A 21,105-nucleotide genomic window follows, 5' to 3' on the forward strand; every position below is an offset into this window, starting at 1 on the left:
CGGGCTTCTCGGCGGCGGCCGGCTTGGGGGCCGGCGGGCGCGGGGCGGCCGGACGGGCGGCCTGCGCGGGAGAGGGGGCCGCCGGACGAGCCGGGGCGGCCTTGCGTGCGGGGGCGGACTTGCCGCCTCCGTTGCCCTGCTGGAGGGCGTCCGTCAGTTTGCGGACTACGGGCGCTTCGATGGTCGAAGACGCCGAACGGACGAATTCACCGAGTTCCTGGAGCTTGGCCATGACGACCTTGCTCTCAACCCCGAACTCCTTGGCGAGTTCGTATACCCGGACCTTAGCCACTTCGCTCCTTTTAGGTCCGGGTGCGTCCGGACCGTCGCTACTTCATGGGCGTACTCATCGCGTGCTCATCGAGTGCTCATCGCAATCTCGACCTACTTCCAACTCGCGGGGTACCAGGGCCGCACGGGGGTTCCGTACGACCTTCCTTACGGTGTTGCCTGCTCAGCAACTCTCTGACTGTTCGACGTGGTGGCGCAACGCCTTTGTGTCGAGCGCTCCCGGGGCGCGCAACGCCCGCGTGAACGCCCGGCGGCGTACCGCCTGGTCGAGACAGACCAGCGCGGGGTGTACATACGCACCCCGGCCGGGCAGCGTACCGCGTGGATCAGGGACGCACTCGTCCTCGATCGCCACGATCCGCAACAGGTCCGGCTTGGCCGCTCGTTCCCTGCAGCCCACGCAGGTGCGTTCCGGGCATGATCGGGCGGGCGTCCGGCCAGACACTGTTAAGTCTACCTCCCCGTACCGACCTCACCCCTCTGGGTGAGAAATCGAACGGTTGTTGTCGTGATCCAAGCGCCGTGCGGCTTGGATCTATTCCCCGGTCTGCTCCGTGTCGGGGCGGATGTCGATCCGCCAGCCGGTCAGGCGGGCGGCGAGGCGGGCGTTCTGGCCCTCCTTGCCGATCGCCAGCGACAGCTGGTAGTCCGGCACCGTCACGCGCGCGGAGCGGGCGGCGAGGTCGACGACCTCCACCTTGGAGACCCGGGCCGGCGAGAGCGCGTTCGCGACCATCTCGGCCGGGTCGTCCGACCAGTCGACGATATCGATCTTCTCACCGTTCAGCTCGCCCATGACGTTGCGCACCCGTCCGCCCATGGGGCCGATGCAGGCGCCCTTGGCGTTCAGGCCCGAACGGGTGGACCGCACGGCGATCTTGGTGCGGTGACCGGCCTCACGGGCGATCGCGGCGATCTCGACCGACCCGTCGGCGATCTCCGGCACCTCCAGGGCGAAGAGCTTCTTCACCAGGTTGGGGTGGGTGCGCGACAGGGTCACGGACGGGCCGCGGACGCCCTTCGCCACCCGGACGACGTACGAGCGCAGGCGCATGCCGTGCGGGTACGTCTCGCCCGGCACCTGCTCCTGCACCGGCAGGATGGCCTCGAGCTTGCCGATGTCCACGAGCACGTTCTTCGGGTCGCGGCCCTGCTGGACCACACCGGTGACGATGTCGCCCTCGCGGCCGGCGTACTCGCCGAGCGTCGCGTCGTCCTCGGCGTCGCGCAGCCGCTGCAGGATGACCTGCTTGGCGGTGGTGGCGGCGATACGGCCGAAGTCGGACGGGGTGTCGTCGAACTCGCGGGGCTCCTGCCCCTCCTCGAGGTCCTCGGGGTCTTCCTTCGCCCACACGACCACGTGACCGGTCTCGCGGTCGAGCTTCACGCGCGCGTGGCGGTGGCTCCCCTCGGTGCGGTGGTAGGCGATGAGGAGGGCCGACTCGATCGCCTCGACCAACAGGTCGAAGGAGATCTCCTTCTCCCGAACCAAGCCCCGCAGGGCACTCATGTCGATGTCCACGGCTACGCCTCCTCTTCCTTCTTGTCGTCCTTGCGGCTGAACTCGACCTGCACGCGCGCCTTCTCGACGTCCTGGAAGGCGAGTCTGCGGGCGGTGGCCTTGCGGCCCTTGACCCCGGGCACCTCGACGTCGAGTCCCTCGTCGTCCACCGTCAGGATCCGGGCCACCACGTCGCCGCCCTCGGCGAGCTGGAACTTCACCAGGCGGCCCACGGCGCGCAGGTAGTGGCGGTGCTCCTTCAGCAGGCGCTCCGCGCCCGGGGTGCCGACCTCGAGGGTGTACTCCCCCTCGCCCATCGCGTCCGTCTCGTCGAGCTTCGCCGAGAGCGCGCGGCTCACATCGGCGATCTGGTCCAGGTCCGCCCCGGTGTCGGAGTCGACGACGACGCGCAGCACCCGCTTGCGTCCGACGGAGTCCACCGCGATCTCTTCGAGATCCAGGCCCTGGGAGGTGACGAGCGGTTCCAGGAGCTCTCGCAGCCTCTCGCTCTGGGTGGTGCTCATCCGGGTGACTCCTCGGCCGCGTGTGCTGTTGTGGGATGGGTCGCGTGTCTGGTCAAAGGGTATCCGGTCGCAAGGGGTGTTGCCGTCCAGTGCGTACGGGCGGTGCCGATGAGCGGCACCGGGCGGGGACGCGGGTACCGTGATCACGGCGGGCCGTCCCGCCCGTGTGTTCGTACGAGCCCCCCGAGGACGTCAGCCGTGCCGTACCCCCCACCGTCGCGCATCCCCTCGGGGACGCGCAGAAGATCCCTGCTCGCCTCGGCCGCCGGCGCCGCCCTGCTGGCGGGCTGCTCGGGCGGCTCCCAGGACTCCGGAAGCACCGGCGGCAGCCCGTCGGTCGCCGAGAAGGCACGCGCACGTGCGGCGCGGGACAGCGCGGGGCTGGTGGAGCGCTACGACGCCGCGATCGCCGCGTTCCCGGGGCTGGCGGAGCACCTCGCGCCGTTGCGGGCCGAGGTGGTCCGGCACACGGAGGCGTTCGGCGGAGTGCGCAAGACCACGAAGAAGGCTTCCCCCACGGCGCCGCCCTCCCCCTCCGCCTCCCCCTCCGCCTCCCCCTCCGCCTCCCCCTCCGCCTCCCCCTCCGCCTCCCCCTCCGCCTCCCCCTCCGCCTCGGCTTCCGCTCCGGCGGACGAGAAGGACGCCCTCACCGGCCTCGCCGACGCCGAGCGGACCCTCTCCGACCGGCGGACGGCCGCCCTGCTGGAGGTGCCCGGCGAACTGGCGCGGCTCATGGCCTCGGTCGCGGCGGCCGGCGCGGTGCACGCCTACCTGCTGACGGAGGGGGCCCGGTGAGCGAGCAGCAGACCCTGAAGGCCCTGCAGGCGGCGCTGGCCGCCGAGCACGCCGCCGTGTACGGCTACGGCGTCGTCGGCGGCCGGATCGGCGAGAGCCGTCGTACGGAGGCCAGGGCGGCGTACGACGCCCACCGCGCCCGGCGCGACGCGCTGGTGCGTGACATCCGGGATCTCGGCGGCACGCCGGTGGCCGCGGCGGCCGGGTACGCGCTGCCGTTCCCGGTGCCGGACCCGGCCGCGGCCGTGCGGCTGGCCGCCGAACTGGAGGACCGGGTGGCCGACGTGTACTCCGACGTCGTGCGGGCCACCGGCGGCTCACGGCGCGACGCGGCGGCGCGGGCCCTGCGGGAGGCGGCGGTGCGGGCCGTGCGCTGGAGCGGGGAGAGCGTAGCCTTCCCTGGGCTCGCGGAGCGGGCGGCCACACCGGCCGCCTCGCCGACGCCCTCGGCTTGACCGGCAGCGAAGGGAACGACTCGCGCATGGCATTCGAACCGCCGCAGCGCCTGGTGAGGGCGCTCGGCGAGACGGCACCGGACGGTGACGACTGGCTGGAGACGCTGCCCGGGGCGGCGCAACGGGCCGTCGCCCTGCGCGAGTTGACCGTGGAGCGGGTGCAGGTGCCCGGCGGCCGCAGCAGCCTGGTGGTGCTGGTCCGGCGCGCCGACGGCAGTCCCGCCGTGCTCAAGCTGGCGCCGCCGCGGTTCCGGCCGGAGGCGGAGCGGGCGGCGCTGGCGCGCTGGGGCGGCTCGGGTGCCGTGCAACTCGTCGAGGAGTCCGCGCAGGAGGGCGTGCTGCTGCTGGAACGGCTGCATCCCGATGTGTCGGTGCGGTCCCTGCCCGAGGCGAAGGCGCTGCTGGAGGCGGCGGGGACCCTGCGGCGGCTGTGGGTGGAGCCGCCGGCCGAGCACGCCTTCGAGAGTGTCGCCGAGCGGACGGAGCGGCAGGCGGCGGCCATGCGGGCGAGTGCGGGCGCGGAGGTCGTGCCGCTGGTGGACGCGGCGCTCACGGCACGTGCGGAGCTGCTGGCCGCGCCGCCCGAGCGGCGGCTGCTGCACGGGACGTTCCGGCAGAGCAAGGTGCTCGCGGGTGAGCGGATGCCGTGGCTGGCCGTCGGGCCCGATCCGGTGGTCGGCGAGTGCGCGTTCGACCTGGCGCGACTCGTGCGGGACCGGGTGGAGGACCTGATCGCCTCGCCGTCGGGGGCGGCGACGACCCGGCGGCGGGTGAAGCGGCTCGCGGAGTCGCTGGAGGTGGATCAGGAGCGGTTGCGGGGGTGGACGCTGTTCCGGGCCGTGGAGTCCGGGGTGCGGGCCCTCCGGGTGGGGCGGCCTAAGGACGCGGAGCTGCTGCTCGAATTCGCCGGGTGGCTTTAGGGCGGATCAGCTCCGGGGGTGCGGTTTCCGTTCCGCGACCGTCACTTTCAGGGCCAGGACCGGGCAGTCCGCCGCTGCTCTGCGGGCGCGTTTCACCGTGTGGGCCGGCAGCGGGGTGCCGGCCACGAGCGGGTAGCCCCACTCGTCCAGGCTGATGTGCTCGGGGAGGAGTTCCGCGCACAGGCCGTGGCCCTGGCAGGACGTCCAGTCGATGTCGATGCGCTGGTCCATCTCAGGCCTCCTGGGGGACGGGGAGGACGGGTGTGCGGTCGGTCGCGGTGCACAAGCCCCGCGCGTGGGCGTCGAGTTCGGCCGCGAACGTCGTCATCGCGCTGCGCACCAGGCGGACCGTGCCGTCCGGGTGGTGGCAGGCGCCGCGGCCCTCGACCAGGCCGGCCCAGCGGGCGACGTCGGTGCGGGCTGTGCCGTGGCGGCCGGGCGCGGCCAGGGTCCGGAAGGCGGCGGCGATGCGCGGCAGCCCGTTGATGCAGGGGCCGCACTGACCGGCCGACTGCAGGGCCAGATAGCGCAGAACCCGGGACGTTTCCACGAGGCCGCAGCGCTCGGCGGGCAGGGCCGCCAGGACGCCGGCGCCCATCGTCGAGGCGTCCAGCGGGAGTCCGGCCGCCTCGGCCGCCGGAATCCAGGTGCCGTGGTAGCCGCCGAGGAGGACGGCGGACATCCCGTCCACGGGGAGGAGGCGGTGCAGGGGCGTGCCGAACGGGGCCTCGACGACGCGCGGCCGGTGACCGGGCACGTGCACCGTGCACAGCGCGCTGCCCGGCTGGGCCGCGGTGCCGGCCGTGCGGAACCACTGTGCGCCGTAGCGGGCGACGAGGGCGAGGTGGGCCAGCGTCTCCACGTTCTGCACCAGGGTGGGAGCCCGGCGCACGCCCTCCTCCCGGACCGGCGGGTGCTGGTACCCGGGCAGCGCCGGGCCCCCGCCGACGAACCGGGCGAGCGCCGAGGCCTGCCCGGACAGGAACCGTCCGGGCAGCCGTACGACCGTGACGGGGACCGGGTCCGCGCGGTGGGCGACGGCCGCCTCCAGGCAGGACGCGCCCTCCTCGACCGCGAGGTACGCCTCCCCGGCGCCGACCGCCCGCGCCGCCACCTGGACGCCGTCGAGGACGAGGTGCGGCGACAGGGCGAGCAGCGTCCGGTCCTTGCGGCTGGCGGGCTCGCCCTCGGCGCCGTTGGCGACGACCACCGGGGCCCGGCCGGTGCGGCGGGCGGCCTCGGCGACCGCGGCGAGCTTGCGGTGCACGGAGAAGGCGGCCCCGCCCCGGCCGGTCAGCCCGGAAGCGGTGACGGCCCTCAGCAGCGCGGCCGGATCGCCGTACGGCAGGGGGCCGTAGCGCTGCTCGTGCGTGGGCAGGTCGGCCGGGGTGCCGCCGGGGGCGAGGAGGCGCGGGGGCATGTACAGGTCGGTGTGGGTGGCGGTCATGGGCGGGCTCCTTCGGCCGTGCGGAGGACGGCTGCGGGGGTGCGGCGGGTGGCGCGGGCGGCGTGGGCGAGCCGGACGCCTCCGGCGGCGGCGACGGCGGCCACGCAGGAGACCGTCAGCCATGTCATCCAGTCGGTGCCGGTGTCCGTGCCGATGCCGATGCCGTGGACCAGGGCGACGGGCCAGGCGGCGTAGGCCGTCCAGTGCAGCGCCCGCCAGATGCGGTGGCCGATGCGTTGCCGCAGGAGGCTGGTGATCAGGACGGCGAGCATCAGGTCGAGGGCGACCGTGCCGAGGCCGAGCCAGAGGGGCTGGTAGGCGGAGACGAAGGGGACGAGGACGTCGGTGGGGCTGATGTCGACGTAGGTGTCCAGCACCGCGAGCGCGATGTGCAGGGCCAGGAAGGCCGTCGCGGAGAGGGAGAGGGTGCGGTGGAGGGTGACGGTGCCGAAGCGGGGCAGGCCGGGGAGTCTGCCGCGCAGGCGGACGGCGATGCCGAGGAGTACGACGACCGTGAAGAGGATCAGGCAGACGGCGCCGGTGGCCCGGTTGGCGTACCAGAGGGTTGCGGAGGTCATGCCGCTTTCCCCTGCGGCCTCGCGCCCGTGGGGGTGACGGGCCAGCCCGGAGTCGTGATGACCAGCCCTTCCCGGCTCACCAGACGGGCCGGCAGGCCCCTCATCGTCAGCCAGTGTTCCGCTCCCGCGCCCTTCACCAGGGCCGCCGTCGTCGCCGCGTTGGCCTCGGCGCAGGTGGGGGCGGCCACCGAGACCGTGCGCCACGGTGTGCGGGCCGGCAGGCCGGTGCCGGGGTCGACGATGTGGTGGAGGGTCCGGCCGCCGCGGCTCCAGGTGCGGGCGGCCGTGCCCGACGTGGCGAGGCCGCCGCTGTGCAGGCCGACCGTGGCGTACGGGCCCTCGGCGGGGCCGTCGTCGACCGGGCCGGTGACGTCCTGGACGCGGACCTGCCAGCCGTCCGCGGGGGGCTTGCCGACGACGGCGGTGTCGCCGCCGAGGCTGACGAGGACTCCGCAGCCGGCCGTCGCCGCGAGGATCGCCGCCGCCTTGTCGGCGGCCCACGCCTTCGCCGTGGCTCCGAGGTCGAGGCGGACGCCCGTCGGGACGGTGACGGTGCCCGCCGCGCGGTCGAGGCGGACCGTGCGCCAGCCGGGGACGCGCCGCACGGTGAGCCGCACCGGGCGGTCGTCCTCCTGGACGAGGGTGAAGTCGCGGTCGTAGCCGATCGCGTCCATCGCGGAGCCGACCGTCGGGTCGACGGCGCCGTCGGTCGTCTCGGCCGCGTGCAGGGCGACCTCGAGGGCCTCGGCGAGCAGCGGGCTCACCCGGACCGGGCGGCCCTCGCTCGTGTCGAGGGCGGCGAGTTCGGAGTCGGTGCGGAAGCGGCTGCAGGCGGCGTCGACGTCGGCGAGATGCCGGGCGAGGAGCAGGTTGCAGGAGTCCAGCAGGGCCGGGTCGGTGACGACCAGGCGGACCGTGGTGCCCAGGGCGCGCCATTCGGTGGCGGCCGTGGTGCGGGGGTGGCGGGCGCCGCTCATCACGACGCCCCCGAGGTGGAGTCGGCGGAGCCGCTGCCGTTGGGCGCGGTGAGGCCGCCGGAGGAGGAGGACGAGCTCGTGCCGCTGTTGCCGGACGCGCTCGATCCGGTGCTGCTGCTCGTCGTCGAGGACACGGCACTGCTGTCCGTGTGCAGGGTGCCGATCAGCGCGAACGTTCCGGCGACGGCCGCCAGTGTGACGGCCGTCGCTGTCGCCGCCGTGCGCCGGGCCCCTCTGCGGACCGCGGCGACGGCACCTCGTTCCCTGTTCGTCATGGCCGTTCCCTCCCTGGTGACGTGCTGTCACACACCAAGGTCGGGCACGGACCTCAGAGAACCCTGTGAGGTGCCTTTAGGCGCCCCGAGACGTTTCTGAGGAGTTCCTTTACAAGGAGTTCCTTTACGCGGTGAGGCGGGCGATCGCCTCGTCGACCGTCAGCTCCTCGCGCTCGCCGGTCCTGCGGTCCTTCAGCTCCAGCACACCGTCGGCGGCCCGGCGTCCGGCGACCAGGATCTTCGGTACGCCGATCAGCTCGGAGTCGGTGAACTTCACGCCCGGCGAGACGCCGGCCCGGTCGTCGACCAGGACGCGCAGGCCCGCGGCCCGCAGCTTCTCGGAGACCTCCAGCGCCAGCTCGGTCTGCAGCGCCTTGCCGGCCGCGACCACGTGCACGTCGGCCGGGGCGACCTCGGCCGGCCAGCACAGGCCCTGCTCGTCGGCGGTCTGCTCGGCGAGCGCGGCGACGGCACGGGAGACGCCGATGCCGTAGGAGCCCATGGTGACGCGGACCGGCTTGCCGTTCTGGCCGAGGACGTCGAGCTTGAGGGCGTCGGCGTACTTGCGGCCGAGCTGGAAGATGTGGCCGATCTCGATGGCGCGGTCCAGCTTGAGGCCGGTGCCGCACTTGGGGCACGGGTCGCCGTCCTGCACGACCACGACGTCGACGTACTCGTCGACCTCGAAGTCACGGCCCGCGACGACGTTCTTCGCGTGCGTGTGCTCCTTGTTGGCGCCGGTGATCCAGGCGGTGCCGGGGGCCACGCGCGGGTCGGCGATGTACTTCACCTTCTCGCCCCGGCCCTGCGGGCCGACGTAGCCGCGCACCAGGTCCGGGCGGCCCGCGAAGTCGGCCTCGGTGACCATCTCGACGACGGCCGGGGCGAAGTGCGCCTCGACCTTGCCCAGGTCGACCTCGCGGTCGCCCGGCACGCCCACGGCGACGATCTCGCCGTCGACCTTCACCAGGAGGTTCTTCAGGGTGGCGGAGGCCTCGACGCCGAGGTGGGCGGCGAGGGTCTCGATGGTCGGGGTGTCCGGGGTCGGGATCTCCTCGAGCGCGGGCACGCCCGCGGCGTCCACCGGCTTGAGCTCGTACGTGATCGCCTCGGTGTTGGCCGCGAAGTCGCAGTTGGGGCAGTCGGCGAAGGTGTCCTCGCCGGCGCCGGCCGGGGCGAGGAACTCCTCGGACTTCGAGCCGCCCATCGCGCCGGCAGTGGCGGCGCAGATGCGGTAGTCGAGGCCCAGGCGGTCGAAGATGCGCTGGTAGGCCTCGCGGTGCAGGGCGTAGGAGCGGCCGAGGCCCTCGTCGTCGAGGTCGAAGGAGTAGGAGTCCTTCATCAGGAACTCGCGGCCGCGCAGGATGCCGGCCCGCGGACGGGCCTCGTCACGGTACTTGTGCTGGATCTGGTAGAGGATGACCGGCAGGTCCTTGTACGAGGACGCCTGGTCCTTCACCAGCAGGGTGAAGATCTCCTCGTGGGTGGGGCCGAGCAGGTAGTCGCCGCCCTTGCGGTCCTTCAGCCGGAACAGCTCCTGGCCGTACTCGTCCCAGCGGCCCGTGGCGTCGTACGGCTCCCGCGGCAGGAGGGCGGGCAGCAGCACCTCCTGGGCACCGATCGCGTCCATCTCCTCACGGACGATCCGCTCGACGTTGGCGAGGACCTTCTTGCCGAGGGGCAGCCACGACCAGATGCCGGCCGCCGTCCGGCGGACGTAGCCGGCGCGGACGAGAAGCTTGTGGCTGAGGACCTCGGCGTCCGCCGGGTCGTCGCGCAGCGTCTTCGCCATCAACTGGGACATGCGCTGGACCGGTGCGTTGGCCATGGTTCTCGTACTCCTGCCGGGAAAGGGTGATGGCTGGGGGTGCCTGACACATTCCCGTCGTCCGCCCGGAGGGCGGGCCGCGCGGCGTCTGGTGCGTGCGATCGCAAGGCGCCGGAGCGCCCGCGTGGCGGAGCCACGTGGGCGATTCGGCAACGCCGCGAGCGTGCGTGCCAGACGCCGCGCGGCAGGCGGGAATGTGTCAGGCACCCCCTAGGAGGTTAGCCGGGGGCGCTGGGTGGGTGGAAATCGGTTATCGGCGGCGGAGGGGCAGGGGGGCGCCCATCACGGCGTACGGCTTGGGGGCGCTCGGGAAGAGGACCTGGCGGGCCAGGTCCTGGTAGCCGAGGGAGTGGTAGAGGCCGCGGGCCGGGCTGTCGGTGTCGATCGCGGAGAGGATCGAGCGGGGTTCGGCGGCGCCGTCGGTGATGGTCGTGATGAGCGAGCGGCCGATGCCACGGTTCTGGTGACCGGGGTGGACGTGCAGCTCGGTGATCACGAAGGAGTCGTCGAGCCACTCCTCGCGGCCGCGTGCGCGCAGATACGGCTCCACGACCGTCGACCACCAGTGGGTGCGGTCGTTGGGCATGCCGTAGACGAAGCCGACCAGGCGGCCGTCGGGCAGGGTGGCGCCGAACGCGCGGGCCCCCGGGTAGGTCATGTGCCGCAGCACGATCTGCCGCCGTACGGCGACCTCGTCGGCGCCCAGTCCGAAGGCCACGGCCTGCACGGCGAGCGCCTCGTCGACCCGCGCGGACAGATCGAGGGGGCCGATCACGACGTCGTCGGGCTGGTGGCGATGACCGTGACCGGGAAAGTGCAGCATGCCGGGGAGACTACAGGTCTCCTACGGGGGTCAGCGCGGCACTGTGAACGGCGGCTAGAACAGGATGCTCATGAAAGCGCCGACCTCCTGGAAGCCCACCCTCCGGTAGGTCCTCCTGGCCGGTGTGTTGAAGTCGTTCACGTACAGGCTGACCACCGGCGCCACGTCCGCCAGCGCGTAGCGCAGGACCGCCGCCATGCCCGGTGCCGCGACGCCCCTGCCCCGGTACTCGGGGGCCACCCACACACCCTGGATCTGGCAGGCGTGGGGCGTCGCCGCGCCGATCTCCGCCTTGAAGACGACCTTGCCGTTCTCGTCGAGGCGGGCGAAGGAGCGGCCGGAGCCGACGAGTTCGGCGACCCGGGCCTGGTACAGCAGGCCGCCGTCACCGGCCAGCGGGGAGACGCCGACCTCCTCGGTGAACATCGCCACGCAGGCCGGCATGATCGTCTCCATCTCGTCCTTGCGGATGCGACGGACGTACGGGTCCGGGGCGATGTCGTCGGGCATGCGGTCGGTGACCATGAGCGGCTGGTGGGCGCGGACCTCGCGGGCCGGGCCCCAGCTCGGTTCCAGCAGGCGCCAGAGCTGGGTGGTGGCCTCGGCGGGGCCGACGATGGAGGAGCAGCGGCGGCCCGCGCGCCGGGCACGGTCGGCGAAGGCGCGGACGGCCCGCGGGGTCGCGCAGATCGGGACCAGGTTGGCTCCGGCGTAGCACAGGGACGTCAGCATGCCGTCCTCGTAGTAGCCCCACATCTCGCCGCCGAGCCGCCAGGGGTCGAGGCCCGCGACCTGGACCCGGGAGGTCACGAAGGCGTTCGCGACCGGCTCGCGGTCGAGGACGGCGAGCGCGGCGTCCAGGTCGCTCGGTTCGAGCACCCGTGAGGTGGTCTGCGTCAACACGTGCGGGCCCTCACCCTGAGGTTCTGCTGATCTACCGCACTGTACCTGCGGAAGCTTGGCGGTGCTGCCCTGCAGTGGTGGCCGTTGGCCTGGAGGCGTGCGGTGTTGGGGATGCCGTGTCCGGGGGCTGCCGCCCCCGGAACCCCCGCTTCGGCCCTGAACGGGCCTCGTCCTCAAACGCCGGACGGGCTGAGGGCACGGGCCCGGCGCCGAGAAGGTCGCGCGTCTCAGCCCGCCACCGACACCGACGGCTCGCCCGAGGCGACGCCCTCGTCCTGCATCTGCTCGGCGATCTTCATGGCTTCCTCGATCAGGGTCTCCACGATCTTGGACTCGGGGACGGTCTTGATGACCTCGCCCTTGACGAAGATCTGGCCCTTGCCGTTGCCGGAGGCGACGCCGAGGTCGGCCTCGCGGGCCTCGCCGGGGCCGTTGACGACGCAGCCCATGACGGCGACGCGGAGGGGGACCTCCATGCCGGTGAGGCCGGCGGTGACCTCTTCGGCGAGCTTGTAGACGTCGACCTGGGCGCGGCCGCAGGACGGGCAGGAGACGATCTCCAGGCCGCGCTGCTTGAGGTTCAGCGACTCCAGGATCTGGTTGCCGACCTTGACCTCCTCCACCGGCGGGGCGGACAGCGAGACGCGGATCGTGTCGCCGATGCCCTGCGAGAGGAGCGCGCCGAAGGCGACGGCCGACTTGATCGTGCCCTGGAAGGCGGGACCGGCCTCGGTCACGCCCAGGTGCAGGGGGTAGTCGCACTGGGCGGCGAGCTGGCGGTAGGCCTCGATCATCACGACCGGGTCGTTGTGCTTCACCGAGATCTTGATGTCCCGGAAGTCGTGCTCCTCGAAGAGGGAGGCCTCCCACAGGGCGGACTCGACGAGGGCCTCGGGGGTGGCCTTGCCGTACTTCTGCAGCAGTCGCCGGTCGAGGGAGCCGGCGTTGACGCCGATGCGGATCGGGGTGCCGTGGTCCTTGGCGGCCTTGGCGATCTCCTTGACCTTGTCGTCCAACTGCTCGATGTTGCCCGGGTTGACCCGGACCGCGGCGCAGCCGGCCTCGATGGCCGCGAAGACGTACTTCGGCTGGAAGTGGATGTCCGCGATGACGGGGATCTGCGACTTGCGGGCGATGGTGGCCAGCGCGTCCGCGTCGTCCTGCGTGGGGCACGCCACGCGCACGATCTGGCAGCCGGAGGCGGTCAGTTCGGCGATCTGCTGCAGGGTCGCGCCGATGTCGGACGTACGGGTCGTGGTCATCGACTGCACCGACACGGGGGCGTCTCCGCCCACCGCCACGGACCCGACCTGGATCTGCCGGCTCTTGCGCCGTTCGGCGATCTTGGTCGGAACGGACGGCATGCCGAGAGAAATCGCAGTCATCTGCTGTGCAACCCCAAGTCGTGGATCAGGATCCGGTCCCGGAACAACGGGCTCCAGGCTTCGAGATTACGGCACCGGCGAAGCCGCGAGCACATCCTGCCCCTGGACCCGCCCCATGGAACGCGGCCCGGAACGAAACGCTCCGGGCCGCGGTGAACGAGAGGTGACTACGTGATTTTCACCGGGTTGACGACGTCCGCCACCAGCACCAGGAGGGTGAAGCAGACGAAGATTCCCGCGACCACGTAGGCGACCGGCATCAGCTTCGCCACGTCGAAGGGGCCCGGGTCCGGGCGCCGCAGCACGCGGGCCAGGTTCCGCCGCAGCGACTCCCACAGGGCGCCCGCGATGTGGCCGCCGTCGAGGGGCAGCAGCGGGAGCATGTTGAACAGGAACAGGGAGAGGTTGAAGCCCGCGACCAGCATGACGAACATCGCCAGCTGCTGGGTGGCCGGGATGTCCAGGGTGAAGATCTCGCCGCCGACGCGGGCCGCGCCGACCACGCCCATCGGTGAGTCGGGGGCGCGCTTGCCGTCGCCGAAGGCGGCGTCCCACAGGCCGGGGATCTTGGCGGGCAGGGCCGCGATGGAGTCGACGGCCTCGCCGACGCGGTCGCCCATCCAGGTCACCGACTCGCCGAAGTCCTGCTTGACGATGCCGGTGGCGGCGCTGAAGCCGAGGAAGCCGGCGCTGACGTACTTGCCCTGGACGATCTGGCCGCTGGAGTCCTTCCTGGCGACCTGGTTGGTGGCGATCGTGGCGTGGAGCGTGACCTCCTGGCCCTTGCGGTCGACGACGATCGGCACGTTCTTGCCGGGGCTCTGCCGGATGAGGTCGGAGAGCTTGTTCCAGTCCGTGGTGCGCACCCCGGCGAAGGAGACGATCTTGTCGCCGGGCTTGAGGCCCGCGGCGGCGGCCGGGGAGGCCGGGTCGCCCTTCTTGCAGGTGTCGCGGTTCTCGCTCTGGGCGATCACGCACTGGGACACCGAGCTGACCGTGGTGGTCTGCTGGGAGATGCCGAAGCCCATCAGGACGGTCAGGAACAGCGCGACCGCGAGGATGAGGTTCATGAACGGGCCCGCGAACATCACGATGACCCGTTTCCAGGGGGCGCGGGTGTAGAAGAGGCGGGTCTCGTCGCCGGGCTTGAGCTCCTCGAAGGCCGCGGAGCGGGCGTCCTCGATCATGCCGCGCCAGGGCGAGGTGGAGCGGGCGGTGAGCTGTCCGTCCGGGCCGGGCGGGAACATGCCGATCATGCGGATGTAGCCGCCGAACGGGACGGCCTTGATCCCGTATTCGGTCTCGCCCTTCTTGCGCGACCAGATGGTCGGGCCGAAGCCGACCATGTACTGGGGCACGCGGATGCCGAAGAGCTTCGCGGTGGACAGGTGCCCCAGCTCGTGCCACGCGATCGAGACCAGCAGGCCGAACGCGAAGACGACTATGCCGAGGATCATCATCAAGCTCGTCATGCACGCGCCTCCGCGGTCGCCGTCTGCGCTGTCAGTTCCCGGGCCCGGGCCCGTGCCCAGGTCTCCGCTTCGAGGACGTCCGACACCGTGAGCGAGGTTCCCGTGACCGGCGTGCCGTGCTCCTCCACGACCCGGGTCACGGTCTCCATGATCCCGTTGAAGGGCAGCTCGCCGGTGCGGAACGCCTCCACGCACTCCTCGTTGGCCGCATTGAACACCGCCGGGGCGGTGCCCGCGAGCTCACCCACGTGCCGGGCGAGGTTCACCGAGGGGAACGCGTCGTTGTCGAGCGGGAAGAACTCCCACGTCGAGGCCTTGCTCCAGTCGAAGGCCGGCGCCGCGTCCGGGACGCGCTCGGGCCAGCCGAGCCCGATGGCGATGGGCCCGCGCATGTCGGGGGGCGTCGCCTGGGCGATCGTCGATCCGTCCGTGAACTCAATCATCGAGTGGACATACGACTGAGGATGCACGACCACCTCAATGCGACTGAAGGGAATGTCGTAGAGGAGGTGTGCCTCGATGACCTCCAGCCCCTTGTTGACGAGGGTCGCGGAGTTGATCGTGATCACCGGGCCCATGGCCCAGGTGGGATGCGCGAGGGCGTCCTCGACCGTCACGTCCGCCAGCTGGGCCTTGGTCCGGCCGCGGAACGGGCCGCCGGAGGCGGTCACCACGAGCTTGCGCACATCGGCCCGGGTGCCGGCCGCGAGCGCCTGGAAGAGGGCCGCGTGCTCGGAGTCGACGGGGATGATCTGCCCGGGCTCGGCGAGCGCCTTGACCAGCGGGCCGCCGACGATGAGCGACTCCTTGTTGGCGAGCGCGAGGGTGCGCCCCGCCTTCAGGGCGGCGAGGGTGGGCGCGAGGCCGATGGAGCCGGTGATGCCGTTCAGCACGGTGTGGCAGGCGGAGCCGGCGAGCTGGGTGGCCGCGTCCGGGCCGGCCAGGATCTCGGGGAGCGGCTCCCCCGCGCCGTAGCGGCTCGTCAGCGCCTCGCGCAGCTGCGGTACGACGTCCTCGCGGGCGACCGCGACGGTCCGGGCGCGCAGCCGGTGCGCCTGTTCGGCGAGGAGGGTGACGCGGCCGCCGTTCGCGGACAGGCCGGTGACCCGGAAGCGGTCGGGGTTGCGCAGCACGAGGTCGATGGCCTGGGTGCCGATCGATCCGGTCGAGCCGAGGATCACCACGTCCTTGGGACCGCCGCCGGTCACGGGGTCGTAGACGAGGTGCGGGTCGGCGAGGGCGCGTGCCGGGCGTCGCGGGGCGGACGGGTTCTCCGGGCCGCGCCCTCGGAGTGCTGGACTGTCGCTCATCCCTCCATTGTGGCCGTAAGGACGGTGTGTGAGGACAGCGCGTCCCCCTCGTCCCCCGCACGGGGGGTCCTGGGGGACGCGCTGTTCCCCGCCGGTCAGCGGATCGGCCGGTGGACGTTGTCCTTCTTCGACGGTCCGGGTGCCGTCTCGGCGATCCACGGGCCGTCGCCGGAGGGGTCGACGACGCCTTCCTCCAGCCATGCGTAGGTGCCGGACATGACGCCCTTGACCACGGTGCGGTCGACGTCGTCGGTGTTGGTCCACAGGCGGTCGAAGAGTTCCGCGACGCGGATGCGGGCCTGGCGGCAGAAGGCGTCGGCGAGCTGGTAGGCCTCGCGGCCGTGGTCGCCCTGGCTGCGCAGGAGTTCGGCGCGGACGCAGGCGGCGCTCATCGCGAACAGTTCGGCGCCGATGTCGACGATCCGGCCGAGGAAGCCCTGCTTGGTCTCCATCTTCCCCTGCCAGCGGGACATGGCGTAGAAGGTGGAGCGGGCGAGCTTGCGGGCGTGCCGCTCGACGTAGCGCAGATGCGGCGAGAGGTCGACCTCGTGCTTGAACTCGCCGTAGGAGACCGGGAGTTGTCCGGGTCCGGCGACGAGCTTGGGCAGCCACTTGGCGTAGAAGACGCCGGCGTTGGCGCCCGCCTTGGCCTTGTCCTGGAGGGACTTGTCGGGGTCGATCAGGTCGCCGGCGACGGAGAGGTGGGCGTCGACGGCCTCGCGGGCGATGAGGAGGTGCATGATCTCCGTCGAGCCCTCGAAGATGCGGTTGATGCGCAGGTCGCGCAGGACCTGTTCGGCGGGGACGGCGCGTTCGCCGCGCGCCGCGAGGGACTCGGCGGTCTCGAAGCCGCGGCCGCCGCGGATCTGGACCAGTTCGTCGGCGATCCTCCAGCCCATCTCGGAGGCGAACAGCTTGGCGAGCGCGCCCTCGATGCGGATGTCGTTGCGGTTCTCGTCGGCCATCTGCGAGGAGAGGTCGAGCACGGCCTCCAGGGCGAAGGTGGTCGCCGCGATGAAGGAGATCTTCGCGCCGACGGCCTCGTGCTGGGCGATCGGCTTGCCCCACTGCTCGCGGGCCGCCGACCACTCGCGTGCGATCTTCAGGCACCACTTGCCGGCGCCGACGCAGGAGGCGGGCAGGGAGAGGCGGCCGGTGTTGAGGGTGGTCAGCGCGATCTTGAGGCCGGCGCCCTCGGGGCCGATGCGGTTGGCGGCGGGGACGCGGACCTGGTGGAAGCGGGTGACGCCGTTCTCGATGCCGCGCAGGCCCATGAAGGCGTTGCGGTTCTCGACGGTGACGCCGGGCGAGTTGGTCTCGACGACGAAGGCGGTGATGCCGCCCTTGTGTCCCTCGCTCTTCGGCACCCGGGCCATGACGACCAGCAGGTCGGCGACGACGCCGTTGGTGGTCCACAGCTTCACCCCGTCGAGGACGTAGTCGTCCCCCTCGGGTACGGCGGAGGTGGCGAGCCGGGCCGGGTCGGAGCCGACGTCGGGCTCGGTGAGGAGGAAGGCGCTGATGTCGGTGCGGGCGCACCGCGGCAGGAACCGCTCCCGCTGCTCGTCGGTGCCGAACAGCTTGAGCGGCTGGGGCACGCCGATCGACTGGTGGGCGGAGAGCAGGACGCCGATGGCCGGGCTGGCGGAACCGACCAGGGCCAGGGCCTTGTTGTAGTAGACCTGGGTCAGGCCGAGGCCGCCGTACTTGGTGTCGATCTTCATGCCGAGGGCGCCGAGCTCCTTGAGGCCGTTGATGACCTCGTCGGGGATGCGGCCCTCGCGCTCGATCAGCGCGCCGTCGACCTTCGTCTCGCAGAAGTCGCGGAGTTTGGCGAGGAACTCCTCGCCGCGCTGGGCTGCCTCGGTGGAGGGGGTGGGATGGGGGTGGACCAGGTCGAGCCGGAAGCGGCCGAGGAACAGTTCCTTGGCGAAGCTGGGCTTGCGCCATTCCTGTTCCCGGGCGGCCTCCGCCACCTGACGGGCCTCACGTTCGGAGACGGTGGGGCGTCCAGCGGACTCGGAGGGACTGGCGGACATGAGGCTCACCTCGCCGCGAATCGGGATCTTGGGCCGTTATGGTTACCGACGGGTGCTACCCGATCGTATGTACCCGATCCCGGGCGCCCCCACCACCCCGCGTGCAGCCGTTCGGCCGAAGAGATGCCCGGCGGTCCGCTCCGCGGTGTTGCGCCGGAAGCCCTTACCGGGAGACGGTTCGTGCAGACCCCCACGGCACCGGCGTCCTCCGCGGAGGAAAAGCTGTCGAAGCGCTTCGATGAACTCTGGACACCCGCCCGTGCCGGAGCTAGTGTCGAACCACCCTCACACCCACCCCTGAACGTCATGCGCAGTGTCGAAGCGCTTCACACCGCTGGGAGAGCTGGATGGTCACCCTCGCCGAGGTCGCCCAGCACGCCGGAGTCTCGGCGAGCACGGTGAGCTATGTCCTCAGTGGCAAGCGGTCCATCTCCACGACCACCCGGCAGCGGGTCGAGCAGAGCATCCGCGAACTGGGCTACCACCCGAACGCGGGCGCGCGGGCGCTGGCCAGCAGCAGGTCGAACATCATCGCGCTGATGGTCCCGCTGCGCACCGACATGTACGTGCCGGTGATGATGGAGATCGCCATCGCGGTGGCCACGACGGCCCGCAACCACGGGTACGACGTCCTGCTGCTGACCGGCGAGGAGGGTCCGGACGCCGTGCGCCGGGTGACCGGCAGCGGGCTGGCCGACGCGATGATCCTGATGGACGTCGAACTCGACGACGAGCGGCTGCCGTTGCTGCGCGGCACCGACCAGCCGTCGGTCCTGATCGGGCTGCCCGCCGACACGTCCGGTCTCACCTGTGTGGACCTGGACTTCCGGGCGACGGGCGCCCTGTGCGTGGAGCATCTGGCGATGCTCGGGCACCGCGACATCGCTGTCATCGGCGAGGCGCCCGCGGTCTACGAGCGGCACACCGGCTTCGCCGAGCGCACCCTCGACGGACTGCGGTCGCGCGCCCAGGAGCTGGGCGTACGGCTGCTGCACCGGCCGTGCGAGGGCGGGTACGACGCGACGGCCGTCACCCTCGCCCGCATCCTCGACGAGCGCCCCGGCACGACGGGGTTCGTCGTGCAGAACGAGTCGGCGGTCGAGCCGATGCTCGCGCTGCTGCGCCAGCAGGGCCGGGCCGTCCCCGAGGACGTGTCCGTGGTGGCGGTCTGCCCGGAGCAGGTGGCCGTGCAGGCCTCGGTGCGGCTGACGTCCGTGGCCATCCCGGCGCAGGAGATGGGCCGGTACGCCGTGGAGTACCTGGTCGCCAAGCTCGACGGCCGCGGCACGGACGACGTCGTGCTGATCGCACCGGAGCTGACGGTGCGGGCGAGCACGGGTCCGGCGCCCTCCGGCTCTTCGTAAGACCCGCCCTCCGGCTCTTCCTGAGACCCGCCTTCCATCGCCCTGCGGGGCACCACCGTGTCCCGGCCCGGGACATGTCCTTTCGGGAGCACCCTTCGTGAATCAGCCTGCCGGAAACCAGAACCAGGTCTCGCTCGCGCAGTCGTCCCCCACCGTCGGCACCTTCCGCGAACGGGACGGCGCGCTGGAGTGGAGCGGCCGCCAGGAGACCCTCCGTGTCGAGCCGTGGGGCCCGGACGCGGTCCGGGTCCGGGCGCGGCTCGGCGGCCCCATCCTGCACGGCCTGCCGGGCGCCCTCCTCGACGAGGCGCCGGCCACCGAGAGCAGCGTCAAGATCGCCGACGGCGAGGGGCGGCTGACGGTCGGCACGCTGACGGTGCAGGTCACCGCCGAGGGCCTGGTCCGGTTCCTGCGCACCGACGACCTCGGGGAGCTGCTGTCCGAGGAGCGCGCCCACTTCTGGTGGCCGGGCTCGCGGCTGTACACGGCCGTCGGCAACGGCCACCACCGGCTGGAGCAGCGGTTCGCCGCCTACGACGACGAGAAGCTGTTCGGCCTGGGCCAGCACCAGCACGGCCGCCTGGACCAGAAGGGCCTGGTCCTGGACCTGGTCCAGCGCAACGCCGAGGTCACCGTCCCGGTGCTGACCTCCAGCCGCGGCTACACCCTGCTGTGGAACAACCCGGCGATCGGCCGGGTGGAGCTGGCGGGCAACGGCACCCGGTGGGTGGCCGACTCCGCCCGGCAGATCGACTACTGGATCACGGCCGGCTCCCCGGCCGACGGCCAGCGCCGCTACAGCGCGGTGACCGGGCGTACGCCGATGCTGCCGGAGTGGGCGGCGGGCTTCTGGCAGTGCAAGCTGCGCTACCGCACCCAGGACGAACTCCTCGCCGTGGCACGGGAGTACAAGCGCCGGGGGCTGCCGATCTCGGCGATCGTCTGCGACTTCTTCCACTGGACGCACCTGGGCGAGTGGAAGTTCGACCCGGCCGAGTGGCCGGACCCGGCGGCGATGGTCCGCGAACTGGACGAGCTGGGCGTCAAGTTGGTGGTGAGCGTGTGGCCGTCGGTGTCGCCGCTGTCGGAGAACCACCCCGTGATGGAGCAGCGCGGCCACTTCGTCGGCACCCAGTACGGCCCGATGGCGCACGCCGACTGGCCGGACAAGGGCGTCGCCTCCACGGTGCAGGTCGCCTTCTACGACGCCACGAACCCGGACGCGCGCGCGTTCGTGTGGTCGAAGGTGCGGGACAACTACCTGGTGCCGTACGGCATCACGGCGTTCTGGCTGGACGCGTGCGAGCCGGAGCTGAAGCCGGGCTTCCAGGAGAACCTGCGGTACTGGGCGGGGCCGGGGCTGGAGGTCGGCAACCTCTACCCGGCCGAGAACTCCCGGACGTTCCACGAGGGCCTGGTCGCCGAGGGCGAGGAGGTCGTCACCCTCAACCGTTCGGCGTGGGCGGGCAGTCAGCGCTACGGCGCCGCCTTGTGGTCGGGTGACATCGGCACCGACTTCCCGACGCTGCGCCGGCAGATCGCGGCCGGGCTCAACACCGCGCTGTCCGGCATCCCCTGGTGGAACACGGACATCGGCGGCTTCCACGGCGGCGACCCGGACGACCCGGCGTACCGCGAGGTCATGGTCCGCTGGTTCCAGTTCGGGGCGCTGTCCCCGCTGATGCGGCTGCACGGCTTCCGCGACCCGGGCATGCCGCTCGGGCCGGAGATGACCGGCGGCCCGAACGAGGTGTGGTCCTACGGCGAAGAGGCGGGCGCCATCCTGGAGCGGTACCTGCGCCTGCGCGAGCGTCTGAAGCCGTACGTGCTCCAGGTCATGCGGGAGGCGCACGAGGAGGGGCTGCCGGTGATGCGGCCGCTGTTCCTGGAGTTCCCGGAGGACTCGGCGGCCTGGTCGGTCGACGACGCGTACCTGTTCGGGCGGGACCTGCTGGTGGCGCCGGTGCTGACGGCGGGCGCGACGGCCCGTACGGCCTATCTGCCGGCGGGCGCGACCTGGACGGACGCGTGGACGGGGCAGACGTACGAGGGCGGTGCCCGCGTCACCGTCGACGCCCCGCTGGACCGCATTCCGCTGTTCCTGCGGGACGGGGCGCGATTGCCCGTGCGGGGCTGAGCGGCGTCGGGCGGCTGCCGCGTCGTCGTGGCTTGTCGCGCAGTTCCCCGCGCCCCCAAGGGGCGCGGGGCCGGCGGTCCC

The 21,105-nt window shown here is 72.2% G+C and carries 21 protein-coding genes; 5 read left to right on the forward strand and 16 right to left on the reverse strand.

All coding sequences use genetic code 11. From position 1 onward, the window contains the following. The 4 genes from M8J74_RS10430 to rimP all read right to left on the reverse strand — a co-directional run. The coding region (locus M8J74_RS10430; protein WP_249836108.1) for a translation initiation factor IF-2 N-terminal domain-containing protein at nucleotides 1-292 on the reverse strand (292 nt) is incomplete at its 3' end. Between the two features lie 162 nt (nucleotides 293-454). Continuing rightward, nucleotides 455-736, reverse strand: a complete 282-nt coding sequence (locus M8J74_RS10435; RefSeq protein WP_249836109.1) for a YlxR family protein — start codon at nucleotides 734-736, stop codon at nucleotides 455-457. Between the two features lie 90 nt (nucleotides 737-826). After that, nucleotides 827-1,813 (reverse strand): transcription termination factor NusA, encoded by a 987-nt coding sequence (gene nusA, locus M8J74_RS10440; protein ID WP_058922657.1) that lies wholly within the window; start codon nucleotides 1,811-1,813, stop codon nucleotides 827-829. Between the two features lie 2 nt (nucleotides 1,814-1,815). Further along, nucleotides 1,816-2,316, reverse strand: coding sequence for a ribosome maturation factor RimP (gene rimP / locus M8J74_RS10445; RefSeq protein ID WP_058922658.1), 501 nt, complete (start codon nucleotides 2,314-2,316; stop codon nucleotides 1,816-1,818). Between the two features lie 198 nt (nucleotides 2,317-2,514). Between rimP and M8J74_RS10450 the strand changes: the two genes are divergently transcribed. Genes M8J74_RS10450 through M8J74_RS10460 form a run of 3 tightly spaced genes read left to right on the forward strand, consistent with a single transcriptional unit; the run spans nucleotide 2,515 to nucleotide 4,486 of the window. Then, nucleotides 2,515-3,111 carry a hypothetical protein gene (locus M8J74_RS10450; protein ID WP_249836110.1) on the forward strand — a complete coding sequence of 199 codons (597 nt, stop codon included), beginning with the start codon at nucleotides 2,515-2,517 and terminating at the stop codon, nucleotides 3,109-3,111. Further along, entirely contained in the window at nucleotides 3,108-3,566 is a 459-nt protein-coding gene (locus M8J74_RS10455; RefSeq protein ID WP_249836111.1) for a ferritin-like domain-containing protein, read from the forward strand. Before M8J74_RS10450 ends, M8J74_RS10455 begins: the two co-directional genes overlap by 4 nt. A gap of 26 nt (nucleotides 3,567-3,592) precedes the next feature. Further along, nucleotides 3,593-4,486, forward strand: a complete 894-nt coding sequence (locus M8J74_RS10460) for an aminoglycoside phosphotransferase family protein (RefSeq protein WP_249836112.1) — start codon at nucleotides 3,593-3,595, stop codon at nucleotides 4,484-4,486. A 6-nt stretch (nucleotides 4,487-4,492) separates the two neighbouring features. Here the strand turns inward: M8J74_RS10460 and M8J74_RS10465 are convergent, their stop codons facing one another. The 12 genes from M8J74_RS10465 to M8J74_RS10520 all read right to left on the reverse strand — a co-directional run bounded on the left by M8J74_RS10465 (nucleotide 4,493) and on the right by M8J74_RS10520 (nucleotide 17,523). Continuing rightward, on the reverse strand, nucleotides 4,493-4,717 hold the full coding sequence (locus tag M8J74_RS10465) for a ferredoxin (protein WP_249836113.1): 225 nt from the start codon (nucleotides 4,715-4,717) through the stop codon (nucleotides 4,493-4,495). Nucleotide 4,718: 1 nt separating this feature from the next. Then, nucleotides 4,719-5,933 carry an NADH-ubiquinone oxidoreductase-F iron-sulfur binding region domain-containing protein gene (locus M8J74_RS10470; RefSeq protein WP_249836114.1) on the reverse strand — a complete coding sequence of 405 codons (1,215 nt, stop codon included), beginning with the start codon at nucleotides 5,931-5,933 and terminating at the stop codon, nucleotides 4,719-4,721. After that, nucleotides 5,930-6,511 carry a ferric reductase-like transmembrane domain-containing protein gene (locus M8J74_RS10475; protein ID WP_249836115.1) on the reverse strand — a complete coding sequence of 194 codons (582 nt, stop codon included), beginning with the start codon at nucleotides 6,509-6,511 and terminating at the stop codon, nucleotides 5,930-5,932. Before M8J74_RS10475 ends, M8J74_RS10470 begins: the two co-directional genes overlap by 4 nt. Beyond that, a complete protein-coding gene (locus M8J74_RS10480) occupies nucleotides 6,508-7,488 on the reverse strand; it encodes an FAD:protein FMN transferase (protein ID WP_249836116.1) in 981 nt (326 codons plus the stop codon). Before M8J74_RS10480 ends, M8J74_RS10475 begins: the two co-directional genes overlap by 4 nt. Continuing rightward, entirely contained in the window at nucleotides 7,488-7,763 is a 276-nt protein-coding gene (locus tag M8J74_RS10485) for a hypothetical protein (RefSeq protein ID WP_249836117.1), read from the reverse strand. The genes M8J74_RS10480 and M8J74_RS10485 overlap by 1 nt, the downstream gene beginning before the upstream one ends. Nucleotides 7,764-7,887: 124 nt before the next feature. Further along, nucleotides 7,888-9,591: a proline--tRNA ligase gene (locus M8J74_RS10490; RefSeq protein WP_249836118.1), complete on the reverse strand. Its 1,704-nt coding sequence runs from the start codon at nucleotides 9,589-9,591 to the stop codon at nucleotides 7,888-7,890. 250 nt (nucleotides 9,592-9,841) lie between these two features. Then, the gene (locus M8J74_RS10495) at nucleotides 9,842-10,414 is read right to left on the reverse strand and encodes a GNAT family N-acetyltransferase (protein ID WP_249836119.1); all 573 of its coding nucleotides are present in this window, start codon (nucleotides 10,412-10,414) and stop codon (nucleotides 9,842-9,844) included. Between the two features lie 54 nt (nucleotides 10,415-10,468). After that, complete coding sequence (locus tag M8J74_RS10500) at nucleotides 10,469-11,317, reverse strand: GNAT family N-acetyltransferase (protein WP_058922669.1); 849 nt, start codon at nucleotides 11,315-11,317, stop codon at nucleotides 10,469-10,471. Between the two features lie 227 nt (nucleotides 11,318-11,544). Further along, nucleotides 11,545-12,702, reverse strand: a complete 1,158-nt coding sequence (gene ispG, locus M8J74_RS10505; RefSeq protein WP_249836120.1) for a flavodoxin-dependent (E)-4-hydroxy-3-methylbut-2-enyl-diphosphate synthase — start codon at nucleotides 12,700-12,702, stop codon at nucleotides 11,545-11,547. A 167-nt stretch (nucleotides 12,703-12,869) separates the two neighbouring features. Then, nucleotides 12,870-14,174, reverse strand: a complete 1,305-nt coding sequence (locus M8J74_RS10510) for a M50 family metallopeptidase (protein ID WP_058922671.1) — start codon at nucleotides 14,172-14,174, stop codon at nucleotides 12,870-12,872. Continuing rightward, nucleotides 14,171-15,484: a 1-deoxy-D-xylulose-5-phosphate reductoisomerase gene (dxr, locus tag M8J74_RS10515; protein WP_249836121.1), complete on the reverse strand. Its 1,314-nt coding sequence runs from the start codon at nucleotides 15,482-15,484 to the stop codon at nucleotides 14,171-14,173. Before dxr ends, M8J74_RS10510 begins: the two co-directional genes overlap by 4 nt. 95 nt (nucleotides 15,485-15,579) lie before the next feature. Then, on the reverse strand, nucleotides 15,580-17,523 hold the full coding sequence (locus M8J74_RS10520; protein ID WP_249836122.1) for an acyl-CoA dehydrogenase family protein: 1,944 nt from the start codon (nucleotides 17,521-17,523) through the stop codon (nucleotides 15,580-15,582). 347 nt (nucleotides 17,524-17,870) lie between these two features. Between M8J74_RS10520 and M8J74_RS10525 the strand changes: the two genes are divergently transcribed. Next, nucleotides 17,871-18,887, forward strand: a complete 1,017-nt coding sequence (locus M8J74_RS10525; RefSeq protein WP_249836123.1) for a LacI family DNA-binding transcriptional regulator — start codon at nucleotides 17,871-17,873, stop codon at nucleotides 18,885-18,887. A gap of 97 nt (nucleotides 18,888-18,984) precedes the next feature. Beyond that, on the forward strand, nucleotides 18,985-21,024 hold the full coding sequence (locus tag M8J74_RS10530; protein ID WP_249836124.1) for a glycoside hydrolase family 31 protein: 2,040 nt from the start codon (nucleotides 18,985-18,987) through the stop codon (nucleotides 21,022-21,024). Nucleotides 21,025-21,105: the final 81 nt, after the last annotated feature.

It is taken from the genome of Streptomyces panaciradicis, assembly GCF_023516615.1.
Taxonomy (GTDB): domain Bacteria; phylum Actinomycetota; class Actinomycetes; order Streptomycetales; family Streptomycetaceae; genus Streptomyces; species Streptomyces panaciradicis.

Excerpts from the sequence above, each read along its gene's own strand:
- M8J74_RS10460 (WP_249836112.1), top strand. The coding sequence starts at position 3,593 with ATGGCATTCGAACCGCCGCAGCGCCTGGTGAGGGCGCTCGGCGAGACG.
- M8J74_RS10510 (WP_058922671.1), bottom strand. The coding sequence starts at position 14,174 with ATGACGAGCTTGATGATGATCCTCGGCATAGTCGTCTTCGCGTTCGGC.
- M8J74_RS10495 (WP_249836119.1), bottom strand. The coding sequence starts at position 10,414 with ATGCTGCACTTTCCCGGTCACGGTCATCGCCACCAGCCCGACGACGTC.
- M8J74_RS10475 (WP_249836115.1), bottom strand. The coding sequence starts at position 6,511 with ATGACCTCCGCAACCCTCTGGTACGCCAACCGGGCCACCGGCGCCGTC.
- M8J74_RS10485 (WP_249836117.1), bottom strand. The coding sequence starts at position 7,763 with ATGACGAACAGGGAACGAGGTGCCGTCGCCGCGGTCCGCAGAGGGGCC.
- M8J74_RS10525 (WP_249836123.1), top strand. The coding sequence starts at position 17,871 with ATGGTCACCCTCGCCGAGGTCGCCCAGCACGCCGGAGTCTCGGCGAGC.
- M8J74_RS10470 (WP_249836114.1), bottom strand. The coding sequence starts at position 5,933 with ATGACCGCCACCCACACCGACCTGTACATGCCCCCGCGCCTCCTCGCC.
- dxr (WP_249836121.1), bottom strand. The coding sequence starts at position 15,484 with ATGAGCGACAGTCCAGCACTCCGAGGGCGCGGCCCGGAGAACCCGTCC.
- rimP (WP_058922658.1), bottom strand. The coding sequence starts at position 2,316 with ATGAGCACCACCCAGAGCGAGAGGCTGCGAGAGCTCCTGGAACCGCTC.
- M8J74_RS10490 (WP_249836118.1), bottom strand. The coding sequence starts at position 9,591 with ATGGCCAACGCACCGGTCCAGCGCATGTCCCAGTTGATGGCGAAGACG.
- M8J74_RS10465 (WP_249836113.1), bottom strand. The coding sequence starts at position 4,717 with ATGGACCAGCGCATCGACATCGACTGGACGTCCTGCCAGGGCCACGGC.
- ispG (WP_249836120.1), bottom strand. The coding sequence starts at position 12,702 with ATGACTGCGATTTCTCTCGGCATGCCGTCCGTTCCGACCAAGATCGCC.
- M8J74_RS10480 (WP_249836116.1), bottom strand. The coding sequence starts at position 7,488 with ATGAGCGGCGCCCGCCACCCCCGCACCACGGCCGCCACCGAATGGCGC.
- M8J74_RS10520 (WP_249836122.1), bottom strand. The coding sequence starts at position 17,523 with ATGTCCGCCAGTCCCTCCGAGTCCGCTGGACGCCCCACCGTCTCCGAA.